18 protein-coding genes and 1 pseudogene are annotated in these 16890 nt (G+C 64.9%); 7 read left to right on the top strand and 12 right to left on the bottom strand.

Annotated elements, in window-relative coordinates:
* Positions 1–65: 65 nt before the first annotated feature.
* From HMPREF2656_RS01705 to HMPREF2656_RS01695, 3 genes are read right to left on the bottom strand one after another with little or no spacing between them, the layout of a single operon-like run.
* A complete protein-coding gene (locus HMPREF2656_RS01705; protein ID WP_070421731.1) occupies positions 66–758 on the bottom strand; it encodes a potassium channel family protein in 693 nt (230 codons plus the stop codon).
* Positions 751–2127, bottom strand: coding sequence for a TrkH family potassium uptake protein (locus tag HMPREF2656_RS01700; protein ID WP_070421730.1), 1377 nt, complete (start codon positions 2125–2127; stop codon positions 751–753). Before HMPREF2656_RS01700 ends, HMPREF2656_RS01705 begins: the two co-directional genes overlap by 8 nt.
* Before the next feature lie 37 nt (positions 2128–2164).
* On the bottom strand, positions 2165–3004 hold the full coding sequence (locus tag HMPREF2656_RS01695; RefSeq protein WP_070815677.1) for a glycosyltransferase: 840 nt from the start codon (positions 3002–3004) through the stop codon (positions 2165–2167).
* A gap of 48 nt (positions 3005–3052) precedes the next feature.
* On the opposite strand from HMPREF2656_RS01695, the gene HMPREF2656_RS01690 reads away from it, so the two are divergent.
* The 5 genes from HMPREF2656_RS01690 (at position 3053) to HMPREF2656_RS01670 (ending at position 7831) form a co-directional block, all read left to right on the top strand.
* A complete protein-coding gene (locus tag HMPREF2656_RS01690; RefSeq protein WP_141760967.1) occupies positions 3053–4039 on the top strand; it encodes a 1,4-dihydroxy-2-naphthoate polyprenyltransferase in 987 nt (328 codons plus the stop codon).
* A 9-nt stretch (positions 4040–4048) separates the two neighbouring features.
* Entirely contained in the window at positions 4049–4951 is a 903-nt protein-coding gene (locus tag HMPREF2656_RS01685; protein ID WP_070815675.1) for an AEC family transporter, read from the top strand.
* A 73-nt stretch (positions 4952–5024) separates the two neighbouring features.
* Entirely contained in the window at positions 5025–6014 is a 990-nt protein-coding gene (locus HMPREF2656_RS01680; RefSeq protein ID WP_070815674.1) for a substrate-binding domain-containing protein, read from the top strand.
* Positions 6011–7072 (top strand): ABC transporter permease, encoded by a 1062-nt coding sequence (locus HMPREF2656_RS01675; protein WP_070569721.1) that lies wholly within the window; start codon positions 6011–6013, stop codon positions 7070–7072. The genes HMPREF2656_RS01680 and HMPREF2656_RS01675 overlap by 4 nt, the downstream gene beginning before the upstream one ends.
* Positions 7073–7831, top strand: a complete 759-nt coding sequence (locus tag HMPREF2656_RS01670; protein WP_070421724.1) for an ATP-binding cassette domain-containing protein — start codon at positions 7073–7075, stop codon at positions 7829–7831.
* Between the two features lie 60 nt (positions 7832–7891).
* On the opposite strand, the gene HMPREF2656_RS01665 is transcribed toward HMPREF2656_RS01670, so the two are convergent.
* Positions 7892–8203, bottom strand: coding sequence for a DUF4229 domain-containing protein (locus HMPREF2656_RS01665; RefSeq protein WP_070421723.1), 312 nt, complete (start codon positions 8201–8203; stop codon positions 7892–7894).
* 39 nt (positions 8204–8242) lie between these two features.
* Between HMPREF2656_RS01665 and HMPREF2656_RS01660 the strand changes: the two genes are divergently transcribed.
* Positions 8243–8509 (top strand): hypothetical protein, encoded by a 267-nt coding sequence (locus HMPREF2656_RS01660; RefSeq protein WP_070421775.1) that lies wholly within the window; start codon positions 8243–8245, stop codon positions 8507–8509.
* A gap of 222 nt (positions 8510–8731) precedes the next feature.
* Here HMPREF2656_RS01660 and HMPREF2656_RS01655 read toward each other — a convergent pair whose 3' ends face one another.
* The 8 genes and pseudogenes from HMPREF2656_RS01655 to hemL all read right to left on the bottom strand — a co-directional run bounded on the left by HMPREF2656_RS01655 (position 8732) and on the right by hemL (position 15992).
* Positions 8732–8980 (bottom strand): helix-turn-helix domain-containing protein, encoded by a 249-nt coding sequence (locus HMPREF2656_RS01655; RefSeq protein WP_070421722.1) that lies wholly within the window; start codon positions 8978–8980, stop codon positions 8732–8734.
* A pseudogene (galE, locus tag HMPREF2656_RS01650) lies at positions 8977–9974 on the bottom strand (UDP-glucose 4-epimerase GalE). The gene HMPREF2656_RS01655 and the pseudogene galE overlap by 4 nt, the downstream one beginning before the upstream one ends.
* Positions 9974–10984, bottom strand: a complete 1011-nt coding sequence (gene ccsB, locus HMPREF2656_RS01645) for a c-type cytochrome biogenesis protein CcsB (RefSeq protein ID WP_070815673.1) — start codon at positions 10982–10984, stop codon at positions 9974–9976. The pseudogene galE and the gene ccsB overlap by 1 nt, the downstream one beginning before the upstream one ends.
* A gap of 26 nt (positions 10985–11010) precedes the next feature.
* The gene (locus HMPREF2656_RS01640) at positions 11011–12672 is read right to left on the bottom strand and encodes a cytochrome c biogenesis protein ResB (protein ID WP_070815672.1); all 1662 of its coding nucleotides are present in this window, start codon (positions 12670–12672) and stop codon (positions 11011–11013) included.
* Entirely contained in the window at positions 12673–13446 is a 774-nt protein-coding gene (locus tag HMPREF2656_RS01635) for a cytochrome c biogenesis CcdA family protein (RefSeq protein WP_070449639.1), read from the bottom strand.
* Positions 13447–14034, bottom strand: a complete 588-nt coding sequence (locus tag HMPREF2656_RS01630; protein ID WP_070815671.1) for a TlpA family protein disulfide reductase — start codon at positions 14032–14034, stop codon at positions 13447–13449. It lies immediately after the preceding gene.
* A 9-nt stretch (positions 14035–14043) separates the two neighbouring features.
* Positions 14044–14673, bottom strand: a complete 630-nt coding sequence (locus HMPREF2656_RS01625; RefSeq protein WP_246825064.1) for a histidine phosphatase family protein — start codon at positions 14671–14673, stop codon at positions 14044–14046.
* Entirely contained in the window at positions 14670–15992 is a 1323-nt protein-coding gene (gene hemL / locus HMPREF2656_RS01620) for a glutamate-1-semialdehyde 2,1-aminomutase (protein WP_070815670.1), read from the bottom strand. Before hemL ends, HMPREF2656_RS01625 begins: the two co-directional genes overlap by 4 nt.
* 20 nt (positions 15993–16012) lie before the next feature.
* Between hemL and HMPREF2656_RS01615 the strand changes: the two genes are divergently transcribed.
* A complete protein-coding gene (locus HMPREF2656_RS01615; RefSeq protein ID WP_070815669.1) occupies positions 16013–16849 on the top strand; it encodes an NAD(P)-dependent oxidoreductase in 837 nt (278 codons plus the stop codon).
* Positions 16850–16890 lie beyond the last annotated feature (41 nt).

The raw sequence follows: 16890 nt of genomic DNA, 5'->3' as shown, positions 1-16890 counted from the left end.
TCACCACACCGCTACCATTTCAGTCTTCTAAACACCCCCCTTACACCGCAGCAGAAACAGACCACCTACAGCTGTGAGAACCTCTCCAGGTCGTCGGGCGCACCGGCAAGCACGACCAGGTCGGAAGCGGTCAGTTCCATGCCTGGTGCGAATGGGTGCCACTGGCCTGAGCCGTTGCGCACTGACACCACTTGCACGCGGTGTTTGTCCCAGAGACGCGAGGCGTCGCAGGGGCCGTCGAGTAGCGGGCGTGGCGGGACCATCTTGATCACGCCGTAATTCTCGGCAAGTTCGGCGAAGTCCTGGAAGCGTCCGCCGAGCAGGTGGGCGACGCGGCGGCCGGTGTCGTGCTCTGGGCGGACGACGTGGGCGACGCCGAGGCGTTGCAGGATGCGGGCGTGGGATTCGGAGTCGGCTTTGGCCCAGATGTCAGGTACGCCGAGATCGACAAGGTTCGAGGCGGTGAGGATAGATGCCTCGAGCGCGGAGCCGATGCCGATGACGGCACGTTCCACTTCTTGGACACCGAGTTGGCGCAGGGCTTCGAGGTCGGTGGTGTCGGCCACGATGGCGTCGGTAAGCAATGGCGCATGATCGCGCACGAGTCGCTCATCAACGTCGATGCCGAGGACCTCTACGCCGTGGCGGGTCAGTTCGTGGGCAAGCGCGCCACCGAAGCGGCCGAGGCCGATGACCACAACCGGTGGGATGTCGATGCGTTGTTTGCTCCGCAACAGGGAGCCGGGGAAGCTAGCCAATGAAAGGCCTTTCTACTGGGTAGTCGTACCTGCGCACGACGTTACGGGCGGCAAGCGCCGCCACGAGAGTGAACGGGCCAATGCGCCCGAGGTACATCAAAAGACACAGCACGAGTTGGGAGGGCACGCTTAGCGACGAGGTAATGCCCGTGGATAGGCCTGTCGTGGCAAAGGCTGACATGACCTCGAAGCTGATTTGGTCCGCGGTGAACTGGGGGTCGAACACCCGGAGCGCGGCCACGCCGAGGGTGACCGCAGTAACGCCTGCGGCGGCGACCGTCATGGCCTGGCGGACCACCGACTTTGGGACTGTGCGTTTGCCCACGGTGGTCTGGTCACGCCCGCCAAACTCAGCTGCCATGGCGGCAATCAGCACGATCGCGGTGGTGATCTTGATGCCACCCGCGGTACCTGCGGAGCCGCCGCCGATAAACATGTAGATGTCGGTGACCATGAGCGTGATCGGGTGGGCGTCGGCGTAGTCGATGGAATTGAACCCGGCGGTACGCGGGGTGACGCCGCTGAAGAACGCGTTGAGGAGCTTCGTGCCCGTGGACATGTCTGCAAGGAATCCTCGCCACTCCAGCACGGCGATGAGCGCCATGGCGGAGAGCACCAGAAACGTTGTGCCAGCAAGGGTAATGCGGGTGGTTACTGAAAGTCTCCGGGCGCTGACTGGTGTGCCGCGCAGCAGGCCGCGGAAGCGCTCCCGGCTGCGGCCAACCAACTCGGAAAGCACCGGGTAGCCGAGCCCGCCGATCATCAGCGCGCCTGCCAGCGGCAGGAGGATCCAGCCGTCCGAGTTGTACGAGATCAGGCTGTCCGAGCGCAGCCCAAACCCGGCGTTGTTAAACGCGGAAATTGCGTGGAAGATCCCCTCGCCCGCCGCGCTGAGGACCGGCATGTCGTATTCGACCATGAAGCGGAAGAACAGGATCACTGCAACAAACAGTTCGAAGGCGAAGGTGAGCAATAGCGTAGCGACGAGCGTGGCACGCACCCCGCCTTCCAAAATCGGACGCCCTTCAGCAGCCGTAGAGTAGCGCGACCGCAACTTCACTCGGCCAGTCAGCAGCATGCCGGTCAGCGAGGCAATACTCATGATGCCCAGGCCGCCGACCTGGATCAGCGTGATAACGATGACGCGGCCCGCGATACTCCAGTGGCTGCCGGTATCCACCGTGACCAGGCCCGTCAGCGATGTGGCGGACGTGGCGGTAAACAAGGCATCCATGAACGGCGTTGCTGTGCCGTCGGCTGAGGCGAACGGCATGCACAACAACGCAGTGCCGAACGCGATCAGTACGAGAAAACCCAGCGCAGTCAGCTGCGCCGGACGGAACCACCGTGGGGTGGATGGTGTGCTCACGCGTAAAAGCGTAGTCCTCCACCGCCGTGTACACCCACTACACCGCAGCGAGGAGCAGGTTCACGTCCTTCGCGGTGTACGTCGCCGCAATCTGGGCGTCGTTGCCGCCGGCGAGGTTGTCGCGCGACAACCGCACGCGTTGGGAGCCGGGCACGAGCGGGAACGAGGCGGGGCGGTCCGCCACCTGGCGGACGGGGAATCCGGCGCGAAGCGCACAGTGGTTGAGCCAGACGTCGTCGGCGCGCGGGGAGACGTCGAGAAACGCTGTGCCGCGGGAGGCGACGAACTCCACCATGTTCGGTGGGTACAGCACGCCGTCCACGCCGGTGGCGAAGTTCAGGTGAGATGGCTCGGTGGTGCGGACGGGGCGCCACTTTTTGTAGGGGGCGATGGTGTCGCAATCAAGCGTGATGCGGTGGGCGCGAAACGCGGTGACGTTCGACGGGTCGGCTGCGTTGGTGAGGGTGGTGGCGAAGTTTCGGGGGTAGAGGACGTCGTCGTCAACCGTGATCACGCTGTGGCCGGGCAGTTCCTGGAAGGTGCCGAAGTACTTCGTGTGGGGGCCGAGGCCGCCGGGGGACTTATGGACGTGCAGGCCGCGGTCCACGAGCCCGCGCAAGGTGGCGGGCCACGGTGCATGAAAGTCCGCCGGGTCGAGCCACAAATGCACCGGCAGGCGTGTCGTGCCCACGAGCAGCGAGGCGATCGCAGACGCTGCCGACTTCACCCTCGAACCATGCGTGGTCAGGGAAATGACGGTATCTCCGCTGGTGGGGAAGGCAATATCGGCGTGTTGCGCGGCGTGGTTCAGGATTGGCAGCCGCACAAACGCGCTCGTCGCCACGAGCCCTTGGCGCACGGCATAGTCAATCCACATGGCGAACTACCCTAGCCCACCGCAGCGCGAAGGTGCATGATGGAGTGCATGACTGATTCCGCCGCATTGCACCACTGGTGGGAGGCCGCACGCCCCCACACCTGGCCAAACGCCTTCGCCCCCGTCATCGCCGGCACCGGCGCCGCAGCCCTCTACGGGCTGGCGGACCTGGAGTACGCAATCCTGGCATTCATCGTCGCCTGGGCGCTGATCATCGGCGTGAACTTTGCCAACGATTACTCCGACGGCATCCGCGGCACGGACGAGGATCGCACCGGCCCGACGCGGCTGACCGCAGCCGGGCTGGCGGAGCCGGAGCATGTGAAACTCGCCGCGTTTGCGTCGTTCGCGGTGGCTGCCGTATTTGGCATCATCCTCTCCGTCGCCTCAGGCGCGTGGTGGCTGATTCTGGTTGGCGCGCTGTGCATCGCCGCGGCCTGGTTCTACACCGGCGGCAAGAGCCCGTACGGATACTCGGGCTTTGGCGAAGTGTCCGTGTTTATCTTCTTCGGCCTCGTCGCCGTGATTGGTACGGCGTTTACGCAGACCGGGTTCGTGTCCTGGGAGGCCCTCCTGTGCGCCATCGCGGTCGGTGCGATCTCCGCGTCGGTGAACCTGGCCAACAACATCCGCGACATCCCCACCGATGCCGAGGCTGGGAAGCTCACGCTTGCAGTGCGGCTTGGCGACGACAACTCGCGCCGCCTCTTCACCTTCCTGACCCTGGTCCCGTTCGTGATGTCGATCGTGCTGGCGACTGCCGCAACACCGGCGTTGGCGGCGTTCATTGCCCTGCCGTTTGCGGTGGCGTCGATAATGAAGGTGCGCAGCGGCGCCTCCGGTAAGGACTTGATCCCGGTGCTGGGCATGAACGGCAAGGCGATGCTGATCTGGTCGGTGGTGACAGCCCTGGCCATGGCGTCGGTGGGCTCAGCGATTTTCGGCGGCGCGGGCGAGCCCGTGCCGTACACCTCCGACATGCCGAACGAGAGCGATTTCGGGTGGAGTGAGTACGTCCCGAAGGAGACGTTCTAAGGTAACGGCATGCTTGACGTCCTTACCGGTTTTGCCATCATCTTCACTGTCATCGCAGCGGGGTGGTGGCTTGCACACAAAGGCGTCATTGGACCGGGCGAGCAACGTCTACAGCTCAACCGCATCGCGTTCTACGTGGCCACCCCGGCGCTGATCTTCTCCTCAGTGGCGGTCTCGGACACGGACGCGTTTTTCTCCCCGGTCATTTTGGTCATCGCGATTGCCACGGTGGCCACGATGATCATCTACTGGATCATCAGCGCCGTGTGGTTCAAGCAGGACACGGCGGAGACGATGGCGGGGGCGGCGTCGTCGAGTTACTACAACTCGGTCAACATCGGCCTGCCCATTGCCACGTATGTGCTGGGCGATCCGACGTACGTCATCCCGGCGCTGGTGCTGCAGATGGCGGTGCTCTCCCCCATCGTTATCGCAGGTCTGGACCGCGGCGCGTCGGGCGTCCTCAAGTCGGTCCTTGCTGGTCTGACCGCCCCGGTTGTTGTTGCGGCTTTCGCCGGTTTTGCCGTGTCCGCGTCCTCGTGGACCGTGCCCGAACCAGTGCTGGCCCCCTTGGAAATCCTCGGCGGCGCCTCCATCCCGCTGATCCTCATGAGTTTCGGCGCGTCGCTCACGGGCGAGAAGGTGCTTCAGAGCCACCGCTTACCGACGATCACCGCCACCGTCCTCAAACTCATCGGCATGCCGGCGGTGGCGTGGGTCGTCGCAACGCAACTGGGCCTGACCGGCAGCGACATGTACGCCGCCCTGATCCTGTGCGCACTGCCGACCGCGCAGAACGTGTATAACTACGCGGCCACGTACCGCTCCGGCGAAGTGATCTGCCGCGACACCATCTTCCTCACCACATTCCTCGCATTGCCGGCCATGTTGATCATCGCCGGAGTGTTCTGAGCCGGCCCGCGGCGCTGCCTGTGACGCTGCCCATGACCTTGACAAATAGGGTGCTTTGGATCACACTCTTGTAATGCTCAAAGCACGGAAAACACTCGTTGCCGCAGCGCTGATGGCTGCGACGATGCTCGTCGGGTGCTCGTCGACAGGCGGCGCCCCGCGGGCAGAAAACACCGAAGGCACTGCCGGTGGCGTAGACACCCCGCGCTACGTCGTCGCCATGGTCACCCACGGCGCACCGGGCGACACCTACTGGGACCTTGTACGCAAGGGCGCCGAGGACGCAGCCAAGAAAGACAACATCGAACTGCGCTACTCCTCCGACCCGCAGGCCCCCAACCAGGCGAACCTGGTGCGCTCTGCCGTGGACGCCGGTGTGGACGGCATCGCCGTGACCATGCCGAACGCCGAGGCCATCGGCCCAGCAGCCCGCAACGCCGTTGATCACGGCATCCCCGTGGTGGGCCTCAACGCCGGCATGAGCAAGTACCAGGACTACGGCATGACCGGCTTCTTCGGCCAAGACGAAACCGTGGCGGGCAACGCCGCCGGCGAGCGCCTCAAGGAAGAAGGCAAGAAGAAGGTCCTGTGCATCATCCATGAGCAGGGCAACTCCTCGCAGGAAGCGCGTTGCGACGGCGTGCGTAACGGCCTCGGCGGCGCCGTCGAACTGCTCTACGTCAACGGCCAGGACCTCACCTCTGTGCAGTCCACGATCACCTCGAAGCTGTCGCAGGACAAGAGCTTCGACACTGTGTTTGCCCTCCAGGCGCCAGTGGCCATGCGTGCGACGGAGTCTGTGAAGCAGTCCGGCTCCGAGGCGCAGGTTGCCACCTTTGACACCAACGCCGAGCTTGTCGACGCCATCGCCGACGGCCGCGTCGCCTTCGCCGTCGACCAGCAGCCGTACCTGCAGGGCTACCTTGCCGAGGATTCACTGTGGGTCGCGAAACGCAACGGCGGCACCCTCGGTGGAGGACGGCCGGTGTACACCGGGCCGTCGTTCGTCGATAAGTCGAACGTGGACAAGGTCGCTGAGGCCGCAAAGGCAGGTATGCGATGAGCACTGCCGTCACAGCCGACGAGTCGCGCGAGGAATCGACCTCCGGCGACGACCGACTACGCACCCACACCGGCCTAGCCAAACTGATCCGGCGGCCGGAGTTCGCGTCCCTGCTCGGCTTCATCGCCATCTTCGCGTTCTTCCTGTCAGTCGCGCCCGCATTCCGTTCCTTTGAAGCGTTCGCAACCACGTTGTACGCGTCGTCGACACTGGGCATCGTGGCACTCGCCGTCGGACTGCTCATGATCGGCGGGGAATTCGACCTGTCCTCAGGCGTCGCCGTGACCACCGCCGCGCTCGCCGCGACGATGCTGAACTACAACCTGCACCTCAACTCGTGGGTTGGCGCCTTCATGGCACTCGGCATCTCCCTGGCCATCGGCGCGCTCAACGGCTACCTGGTCACCCGCACCGGCATTGAGAGTTTCCTGATCACCCTGGCGGCCTTCCTCATGCTGCAGGGCCTCAACCTCGCGTTGACCAAGTTCATCACCGGCCAGGTGGCCACGCCGACCATCGCCGACATGGAGGGCTTCCCGTCCGCCCGCAAAGTCTTCGCCGGCACCTTCAACATCGGCGATGTCACCCTCAACGTGACCGTGCTGTGGTGGATCCTGTTCGTCGCCATCGCATCGTTCGTGCTATTTCGCACCAAGTTCGGCAACTGGATCACCGCAGTCGGCGGCGACCAGGACGCAGCCCGCGCCGTCGGCGTACCGGTTCGCCGCGTGAAGATCCTGCTGTTCATGGGCGTCGGCTTCGCCGCCTGGTTCGTCGGCATGCACACCCTGTTCGCCTTCGACTCCATCCAGGCCGGCCAAGGCGTGGGCAACGAATTCCTCTACATCATCGCCGCCGTCATCGGTGGCTGCGCCATGACCGGCGGCCGCGGCACCGCAGTGGGCACCGCCATCGGCGCGCTGATCTTCGGCCTGACCAACCAGGGCATCGTCTACGCCGGCTGGAACCCCGACTGGTTCAAGTTCTTCCTCGGCGCAACGCTGCTCTTCGCCGTGTTCACCAACACGTCCTTCGCCAAATACACCAAGGGGCGCTAAGTGGCTGTCATCGAACTGAAAAACATCACCAAGTCCTACGGCAGCTTCGACGCCCTGCGCGGCGTGAACCTGACCGTCCGCGAAGGCGAAGTCACCTGTGTCCTCGGCGACAACGGCGCAGGCAAGTCCACGCTGATCAAGATCCTCGCCGGGCTCCATCAGCCCACATCGGGCGAATTGCTTATCGACGACACCCCCACCACCTTCACCTCCCCCCGCGACTCCATCGACACCGGCATCGCCACCGTGCACCAAACGCTCGCGATCGTCGACGAGTTAAGCGTGTGGCGCAACTTCTTCCTCGGCCAGGAACTCACCGGCCGCTTCGGTGCACTTCGCGACACCGAAATGAAACAGATCTGCGCCGAACAACTCCGCGAAATGGGCATCGACATCCCCGACGTCGACGTCGATGCCGGCAACCTCTCCGGCGGCCAACGCCAGGTCGTCGCCATCGCACGTGCCGTCTACTTCGGCGCCCGCGTGCTTATTCTCGACGAGCCCACCGCCGCCCTCGGCGTCAAACAATCCGGCGTGGTCCTACGCTTCGTGGCGGCCGCCCGCGACCGCGGCATCGCCGTCGTCTTAGTCACCCACAACCCCCACCACGCCTACCTGGTCGGCGACCACTTCACCATCCTGAAACTCGGCCGCCAGGAGCTCGATGAGCCCCGCGAGAACGTCACCCTCGACGAACTCACCCACCAAATGGCCGGCGGCGGCGAACTCGAGGCGCTCAGCCACGAACTCGGCCGCTAGCGACGGCTATCGGCGCCCTGGCTGCTCGCGCCGACTGTCCGCGCTGCGCTGCCGGCGCCTCTAGCGGTCCGCGAGCTCGCTCTGGATCCACTCCTTGCGAGCATCGCGCTGGCGCTTCAGCTCCGCCACCGCCGCGTTCGCCTCCAACCGCTGGCGCTTGAACACCAGCATGGACAGCGGGAACGCCACGATAAGGGCAAGGAGGGCGGACATGATGACGGGCACGGGGGCGTCGATAAGCACTGCAAAGAGCTGAATCACAACTGTCAGCGCAATGAACAACACCAGCCGCAACACGCCATACACCGCGACCGCCCTATTCGCGCGCGACTTAGCCTGCGGATCTACCTGCGGAGAAGTTTCCTCATTCACATGGCTAACCCTAACCGGCGGGCAAGTATGTTTAAAACCATGGGAAGATTGCTACTCCTTGCACTGATCATCCTGGCCGTCATCCTCATGTGGAAAGCGTTCGGCCCCGGCTCCGCGCAGCGCTACGGCAGCCAGCGCGGCCTCCAGGAACCCCAAAAGCCGGTCATTAAAGGTCCTGACGATGACGAAGAGTTCCTCTGGAACATCGAGAAGAACCGGTTCAAGGAGCGCCGCGCCCGCGAAGAAGCCGAACGCAAGCGCCGCGAGGATGAAGAACGCCGCCGGCGCCGCGGCGAACTGGACTAGGGGCGGGTTTGCAAATAGTTCCCCGCCCGGGAACTTTCTTGGGTTTGGGAGGAGAAATATTTCACTTCCCCCAGGTCGGTTTTTGAGATCGCGCAAATAGTTCCCGGGTTCCGGCGCGGGCGCGGAACTATTTGTCCCTCCCTGACAGATTTTGCGAAATCTGTCAGGGCCGATTTCTGACCAGGCGCAATGCGGCGCGCTGACAGATTCCGGCAGAAAGTGTCAGTCCGACTCCGCCAGGACAACCTTCAGGCCCAGGGTGTGGGCCACCGAGATGACCTTCTCCCACCGAACGCCGGCGCCGCCGTGCTCGATGGTGTGCAGGGTGGAGCGGGACACGCCGGCGGCGTCGGCGACGTCCTGCTGCAAACGCCCCGAAGCGCGACGCCGGGAGGCGATTTGCTCGCCGAGGGCGATAAGCACCGGATCGTCGCTGGCGGGTTTACCCTGCTTGTTGCGGGGTTTGGTCATCGGTTGGCCTCTTGTTCCAGAACGGCGGGGAGTTTCTCAGACCAGGCCAGGGAGTCGCGCACCCCGTCGGCGATGGAGCGTTCGGGGTCCAGCCCAACACGTCGTGGGCTTTGTCGGTGCGGGTAGCGCAGCCGACTACGTCGCCGGGGCGGGCCGGGCCGGTGGCCACGGACAGTGGGGTGCCGGTGGCCTCACCGAAGGCCTCGGCGAGTTCGAAGACGGTGGTGCCCTGGCCGGTGCCGAGGTTGATGACGTCGTAGCCGGTGGAGATGTCGTCGAAACGTTGCAGGCAGGCGACGTGGGCGCGGGCGAGGTCCCAAACGTGGATGTAGTCGCGCAGGCCGGAGCCGTCGCGGGTCGGCCAATCAACGCCGGTGACGGTGAAGGTCTCGCCGGCGTGGTAGGCGGAGATCATCTTGCCCAACGCATGGGACGGGACCGGGTTCTGCAGGCCTGTGCGCAGGGCCGGGTCGGCGCCGATGGGGTTGAAGTAGCGCAGGGCGATGGCGTTGAGGTGGCCGGTGGCGGTGTCGTCGCGAAGCACTCGCTCCAACAACCACTTCGACGCGGAGTAGGGGCTTTGCGGGTCTACAGGGCTGGTTTCGTCGACCATGTAGTCGGGGCCCGGCTCGTACATGGACGCGGTGGACGACAGGATGAAGCGGCGCACGCCGAAACGCTCCATGACGGACAGCAGCGTGATGGATTTGGCCACGTTGTTGTCGTAGTACAACAGGGGGCGCTCGACGGACTCGGGGACGACGATCTTGGCGGCGCAGTGGATCACCGCGAAGATATCGGGATGGTCCGTGAACACGCGCTCCAGCAAGACAACATCAGCGACGTCGCCCTCGTAGCAGTCGAAGCGCTCGCCGAAGGTGCGCAGGCCGGTGGAGAAATCGTCCAGAATCACCGGCGTGATGCCGGCATCATCGCAGCAGGACGCAATTGTGGACCCGATGTAACCGGCACCGCCGGTGATCAGCACCTTCACTAGTTCAGCCCTGCGTAGGAGTGCAGGCCCGCGATCACGGTGTTGACGTAGGTCATGTTGAAGATTGTCATCGCCATGGCGAACACATTAATCCACGCCGCTGCGGTGGACTTCCAGCCGGCGGTAGCGCGGGCGTGGAGGTAGGCGGCATAGAGGATCCAGGTGATCATGGAGACGGTTTCCTTCGCGTCCCAACCCCAGAAGCGACCCCAGGCTACCTCGGCCCAGATGGCACCGAAGACGATGCCGATGCCGAACAGCGGCAGGGTGACCACGGCGGTCTTGTAGGCGATTTGGTCGAGCGTCTTCGCGGACGGCAGCGGGCGCGCAATGGCGCCGAAGAAGCCGTGCTCCCCGCCGCGGGGCTGCCACATGCGCAGCAGGTACAGCAGGGCGAACGCGCCGGAGACCAGGCCGATGGATGCGCCGATCGCCGCGGAGGACACGTGGACCGGCAGCCAGTAGGACTGCAGCGCCGGCACCACCGGGGCGGCCTGCATGTGGAACACCGTGGAGTTGAGGAACATCGCGATGACCATTGGGAACAGCAGCCACGGCCAGATGGTGTGCCAGCCTTTACGCTGAATCACCACGGCGGCGACCACCATGATCACAGCGGTCATGAACAGGATGTATTCGTACAGGTTGCCCAGCGGGAAGCGTTTCGCGCCGAGGCCACGAGTGACAAATGCCACCACGTGCAGCGCCACGCCCACCCAGACCAGCGCCTGGGTCATGCCGGCCCATTTGCGGGCGCTGGCCACCTTGGCGGTGTATTCCGAGTCGTCGAGCGCCGATTGCGTATCGACGACATCCGGCCCGCCAGCTCCCACCAACACCTTCTTCTCTGCCTTTTCGGCCTTCTCCGCCAGGGCTTCGCGGCGGACGTCGATGACTGCCGTGACGCGTCCGTAGTAGATGAAGGACATGATCAGCGCCACGATGTAGATGATGAAAGCGGTGCGGAATGTCAGGTCGGACAGCTCCGCCATGGTGGTGTTGACAAGCATAGGTCTTAACCTACTCCACCGGGCACCTATTTTCCAAGGTCATAGGGGTCAAATTCTTCCTCGTCTTCGCGACGTTCGAGGTGTGAATCGTCGCTAAGAAGCTCTGCTGCGAGCTCGTCGAACTCGCGTCCCCACCCCGCGCGGTCCGTGCGGGCGAGGCCGGCGATCTCCACGACGGTGTGGCCCGGCGTGTCGGACGGGTGCAGGCGGACCCAGATGCGGCGGCGTTTAATCGCCAGCGAGCCGGCGAGTGCGAGCAGCATGACGGTGGAGGCGATCAGCGCCCAGATCTGGGTGGTGTCGCGCGAGATTTGGTAGTTGGCGTATTCGGCGGCGCCGTCGAAACGCACCTTCACCTCGCCGCCGTCGGTGTCCACGGTGGCTTCGGAGCCCGGGGTCAGCTGGACGCGGGTGACTTTCTGCAGCAGGCCTTCGGCGACGAGCGCCTGGTCAAGCGTGAAGATGTTCTGCGGGCGGCCGGTGTCCAGGCCGGCGTCGCCGACGTAGACGTCGACGGAGATCGCCGGGTCATCCATCGTGGGGAAGGCGGACTGCAACTGGTCGCCGTTCGGGCCGGTCCAGTTGGCGGTGGGCGCGAAGTTGCCCTCGATGGCGATCTGGTTCTTGCGGCGCTCCCCCAAATCCGGGTACATGCCGGCCGGTGGATCGAAACGCATCACGCCAGACGACAGGAACGTGGTCACGTCCGTGGGGCGGAACTGCACCATCTGGGTACGGGTCTCCCCGTTCGGCCAGGTGATGGTGATCTGCGGGGCGAAGCCGTGGCCTTGCAGGTAGATGCGGTCGCCGTTGATGCGCAGCGGGCCGTTGACGGTCAGAGTGGCGCGATCCCATTCGTCCTGCGGCGCGTTGAGGTCGTCGGTGTAGGTCACGTCCGAGGAGAACTCGTTGGCTTGGCCGTTGTTGAGGTATTTCGCCTTGAAGTCTTGTGATTCGAAGCAGAAGGGGGTCAGGCCGGTGCCGTCGAAAAATGGCCCGGCGCGGAACACGTCGAAGTTGGCGGGCGAGGTGTTGCAGAACACGCGGGGCTGTTCGACGGGGATGGCGTTTTCGTGCTCGGAGTTGGTGATCACGATGGCCTGGCCCTCGTAAAACACCATGCGGCCTGCGGCGAAGGCGACGATCATGCCGACGATGCCGATGTGGAAGATCAGGTTCATCAACTCACGCGTGTAGCCGCGTTCCGCCGAGATGGAGAACACGCCCGCGCGGTCCTCGTCGGGTTGGTATTCGGCGACGTGCCAGCGCTTGAGCTTGTCGCGCACTTGCTTTGCGACGACCCCCTCGTCCCCCTCAACCACACCCTCCGTATGCATTGGCATGCGGGACAGGTAGCGCGGGGCGCGGGTCGGCTTGGCGTTGTAGGCCCGCCAGTGGTCCATGGAGCGCGGGATGATGCAGCCGATCAGGGAGATGACCAGCAACAGCACGATGGCAACAAACCAGGTGGAGTTGAAGACGTCGAAGAGCTGCAGGCGGTCGTAGATGGGCCCCATGGTGGGGTTGGCGCGCAGGTAGTCGTCGACAAGCGTTGCGCTGACTTGGCGCTGCGGCAGCAGAGCACCCGGCACGGACGCGAGCGCGAGGATGAACAGCAGCATGAGTGCGGTGCGCATGCTGGTGAGCCAGTGCCACGCCTTGCGCAGCCAGGTTTGTGCCGTCTTCATTTAGATGATCGTCCTTCCGAAACCGTCGACGAGTTGGCGCGACCAGCCGATGAACGCGTCCCATGCGCCGGTGAGCAGCATAAGCCCGACGAGGATCATGGCGATGCCGCCTGCGATCTGGATGGCGCGCGAATGCTTGCTTAGAAAGTCGATGGAGCGCACAGCTTTCGACGACCCCAACGCCACCAGCAGAAATGGCAGGCCTAGGCCGATGCAATACGCGACGACAAGCAGCACGCCGCGGGCTGCGGTAAGCCCCTGGGTGCCAACCGACACCGAGATGATCGACGCCAACGTCGGCCCCAAACACGGCGTCCACCCCAGCGCGAACACACCGCCGAGCAGCGGCGCGCCAAGGATCGTGGTCCACTTTTTGGGCTGCATGCGGGTGTCGTTTTGCAGCGCCGGCACCGCACCCATGAACACCAGGCCCATGAGGATGGTGACCACCCCGCCGATGCGGGTGAGCGTCTGGGCGTTGAGCGCGATCGCGCTGGCCGCGCCGAACACCGTCACCGTGGCCAGTAGGAACACGACGGTGAACCCGGCGACGAACAACGTAGCCGCACCGGCGACCGCCCAGTGTTTGCGGGCCACGCGCGGGCCTTTGTCGTCCATGGTCATCTCGCCACCAACCACGCCGGTCAGATACGAGATGTAGCCCGGCACCAGCGGGATCACGCACGGGGATGCGAACGACACCAACCCGGCCAGCGCGGCGGCAAGCAGGCCGAACAGCAGCGGGCCGTCGGTGACGATGTCGGCAAGGCCCACCTAGGCCTCCCCGGCGAGACGGTCGACGACCTCGATCAAGTCATCCGCGGTCACCCCGCGCAGGAACACCGCGGCCGGACGGTGTTGCTTGTCCAGCACGATCGTGGTCGGGATCACCGAGGACGGCACGCCACCGAGCGAGGCGGCGGTCTTAAACGGCGGGTCGTAGATGGACGGGTAGGTCACGCCGTTGTCTTTGACGAAGTCCCGGGCAATCTCCGCATTGGAGTCGCGCACGTTGATGCCCAGCACGGTGCCCTGCCCGTTGGCCTGCAGGTGCTGCTGGATCTCCTCGAGGTCATCCACCTCCGCACGGCACGGCGCGCACCACTGGCCCCAGGCGTTAAGCACCACGATCTGGTTCTCAAAATCCGACAGAGCAATCGTCTGGTCTGGCTCCATGAGGGACTCGCCCTCAAAACCGGCAAGGGGCTTGCGCTCCGCCTCGTCGTAGGTGATCTCCGTCTGGCCACCTGGGGAGTGGAACGAGAAGGTTCCGCCCTGGTCCGCCGACGAGCTCGAGCAGGCCGAAAGCGCCAGCGCCGCCGCGCAGCACGCAGTGGCGATAAGCTTCCGCTTCTTCGTCATGGTGTCTACCTAGATCTCCTGGGCTGGGGTGTTGTAGGCCCAGTCAACAACACGGCCACCTTCAAACACAAGTGACGTCACGCTGGCCAGGTCGCACTGGCGACTCATGTGTGCGAGCGGCTTGCCCTGCACCTGGCGCTGCACCATGACAATTGGCAGCTGGTGGCTGACCATGACGGCCTCGTGGCCGTCGGCGATGTCACGGGCGTCGAGCACGGCGTCCCACATGCGCTCCAAGATGGCGTCGTAGGACTCGCCCCAGCTCGGTTTGAACGGGTTGGTCAGATGCCGCCAGCGGATCGGGTTGGCCAACTGGGTGCGCCAGCCCTTGGTGCGCAGGCCCTCAAAAGTGTTGCCAGCTTCGAGGATGTCTTCACGAGTCTGGATCTCGCAGCCGGTGACCTCCGCGATCGGTTGCGCGGTTTCCTGCGCGCGCTCGAGCGGGCTCGCCGCCAGGTACGTCACGTCGCGGCCCTCGAAGAACTTCGAGGTGACCAGCGCCATAGACTTGCCTCGCGACGACAAGTGGTAGCCCGGCATCCGCCCGTAGAGGATCTTCTTCGGGTTGTAGACCTCCCCGTGGCGTACCAGGTGCACAATCGTCCGGGACGGCCCGCCCGGGTTCAACGCGTCGCTCACTCGGGCGCCACCGCCTGGGCAGCGGCCTTCGCGGCCACCGCAAGGGCGTCTTCGATGCGGCCGAAGTCCTCGTCGGTCAGCGCGGTGGAGACGAACCAGGTCTCGAACGCGCTCGGCGGGGCGTACACGCCTGCGTCCAGCAGGGCGTGGAAGAACGGTGCGTAACGGAACGTGTCCGCTGCCTGCATGTCGGCGAAGTTGTGGCCCTCGCCCTCAGCAAAACGCACGGACAGCATGGTCGCGGCGCGCTGGATGTGGTGGGCGACGCCTTCACGGGTGAGGGCGTCGTTAAGCAGCTGCGCAAGCGTATCGGCGTTGCGGTTCAGCGTCGGGTAGATGTCCTCGTTGGCCAGACGCAACGAGGCGAGGCCGGACGCCATGGCCACCGGGTTACCGGACAGGGTGCCTGCCTGGTAGACGGGGCCGTTCGGCGCGAGCTTCTCCATGATGTCGCGGCGGCCACCGAACGCGGCTGCCGGCAGGCCGCCGGAGATGACCTTGCCAAAGGTGGTCAGGTCGCCCGCGACGTTGTCCACGCCGTACCAACCGGAGTAGGAGGTGCGGAAGCCGGTCATCACTTCGTCGAGAATCAACAGCGCACCGTTGAGGTGTGCGACCTCCTTGAGCTTCGCGTTGAAGTCGTTCTGCGGCGCGACGGTACCCATGTTGCCGGCAGCGGCCTCGGCGATGATCGCGGCGATCTGGCCTTCGTTCTCACGGAAGGCGCGCTCGACGGCCTCGATGTCGTTGTACGGCACGACGATGGTGTCCGCAGCCTGCGCACCGGTTACACCCGGCGAATCCGGCAGGGAGAACGTTGCAATGCCGGAGCCCGCAGACGCCAACAGCGCGTCGACGTGGCCGTGGTAGCAGCCCTCGAACTTCAGAATCTTCGGACGGCCGGTGAAGCCGCGGGCGAGGCGCACAGCAGACATGGTGGCCTCGGTGCCGGAGTTGACCATGCGCACCTCGTCCACGGACGTGCGGGAGACGATGTGCTCGGCGATCTCGATCTCAGCCTCCGTCGGCGCACCGAAGCTCAGGCCGTTAACCAGGGCCTTCTCTACCGCGTCGATGATCTCCGGGTGGGCGTTGCCGTGCACCATCGGGCCCCAGGAGCAGACGAGGTCGACGTACTTGTTGCCGTCGACGTCGATAAGTTGCGAGCCATGCGCACTCTGGATGAAGCGAGTCTGGCCGCCAACCGAGCCAAACCCGCGCACAGGCGAGTTCACCCCGCCCGGTGTGAAACGTTGCGCGCGCTCGAACAATTCGGCCGAACGCTGCGTATTGCCTGAAGTCGGGTTCTGGGAAGTCATGGTTGTCTATCGTAGGCCATATGAATATTGCGTTTTTAGGCCTTGGCCGTATGGGAACTGAGCTCGCGCTCAAACTTGTCGACGACCACTCGCTGACCGTGTGGAACCGCACCGCCGAAAAGACCACTCCCCTGGTCGAACGTGGCGCGCGTGCCGCCGAGACGCCGGAGGAGGCCGTCAAGGGCGCGGACCTTGTCATTACGTCGTTGTTCGGCCCGGACACCGTCCGCGAGGTCGTCATCGAACCGTCCCTCATCCCCGAGGGCGTGACCTGGGCCGACTCCACCACGATCTCCCCGGAGGACGCCGCCGAGTTCGCCGCTGCCGTCCCCGGCTACGTCCACACCCCGGTGGTCGGCTCGCTGCCGCCCGCCCGCGCAGGCAAGTTGGGCGTCTACGTCGGCGGAGCCGATGCTTCTCGACGATCCACCGTCGCCGAAGTCGTCGCCCCCTGGGCCGCCGCCAACCCGGAGCGTTTGAAGGTTGTCGATTCGGCCCCAGCCGCCGCCACCGGCAAGCTCTTGGCCAACCTGGCCCTGGCCGTCACCATCCAGGGCTTCAAGGAGGCGTTGGCTTTGGGCGAGTCGCAGGGCCTGGCGCCGGAGCAGGTTGTGGACATGCTCGGCTCGACCGGCCTGGAGTTCATCGTGAACATGAAGAGCCCGTTCCTTCTGGGTGAGCGCTCCACCTCGCCTGGCGACTTCACCGCCGACGCCATCGCCAAGGACGCCCGCCTCATGCTGGCCACCGCCGACAAGGACCTGCCGGCCGTCGCCGCAGCGCTTGCCTCCCTGGAGGAGCAGCAGGAGGCCGGCCGCGGCGACGAGGACTTCTCCACCGTCGTGGTCAACCGGTAGGGGTTCACCTGCTCTCCGTCAGCCCCTCTTCTAAGAAAGTT

Origin of the sequence: Corynebacterium sp. HMSC034B08 (genome assembly GCF_001835805.1) — a bacterium.
GTDB classification, from domain to species: Bacteria; Actinomycetota; Actinomycetes; order Mycobacteriales; family Mycobacteriaceae; genus Corynebacterium; species Corynebacterium coyleae.
This window is presented reverse-complemented; position numbering and strand designations above follow the sequence as displayed.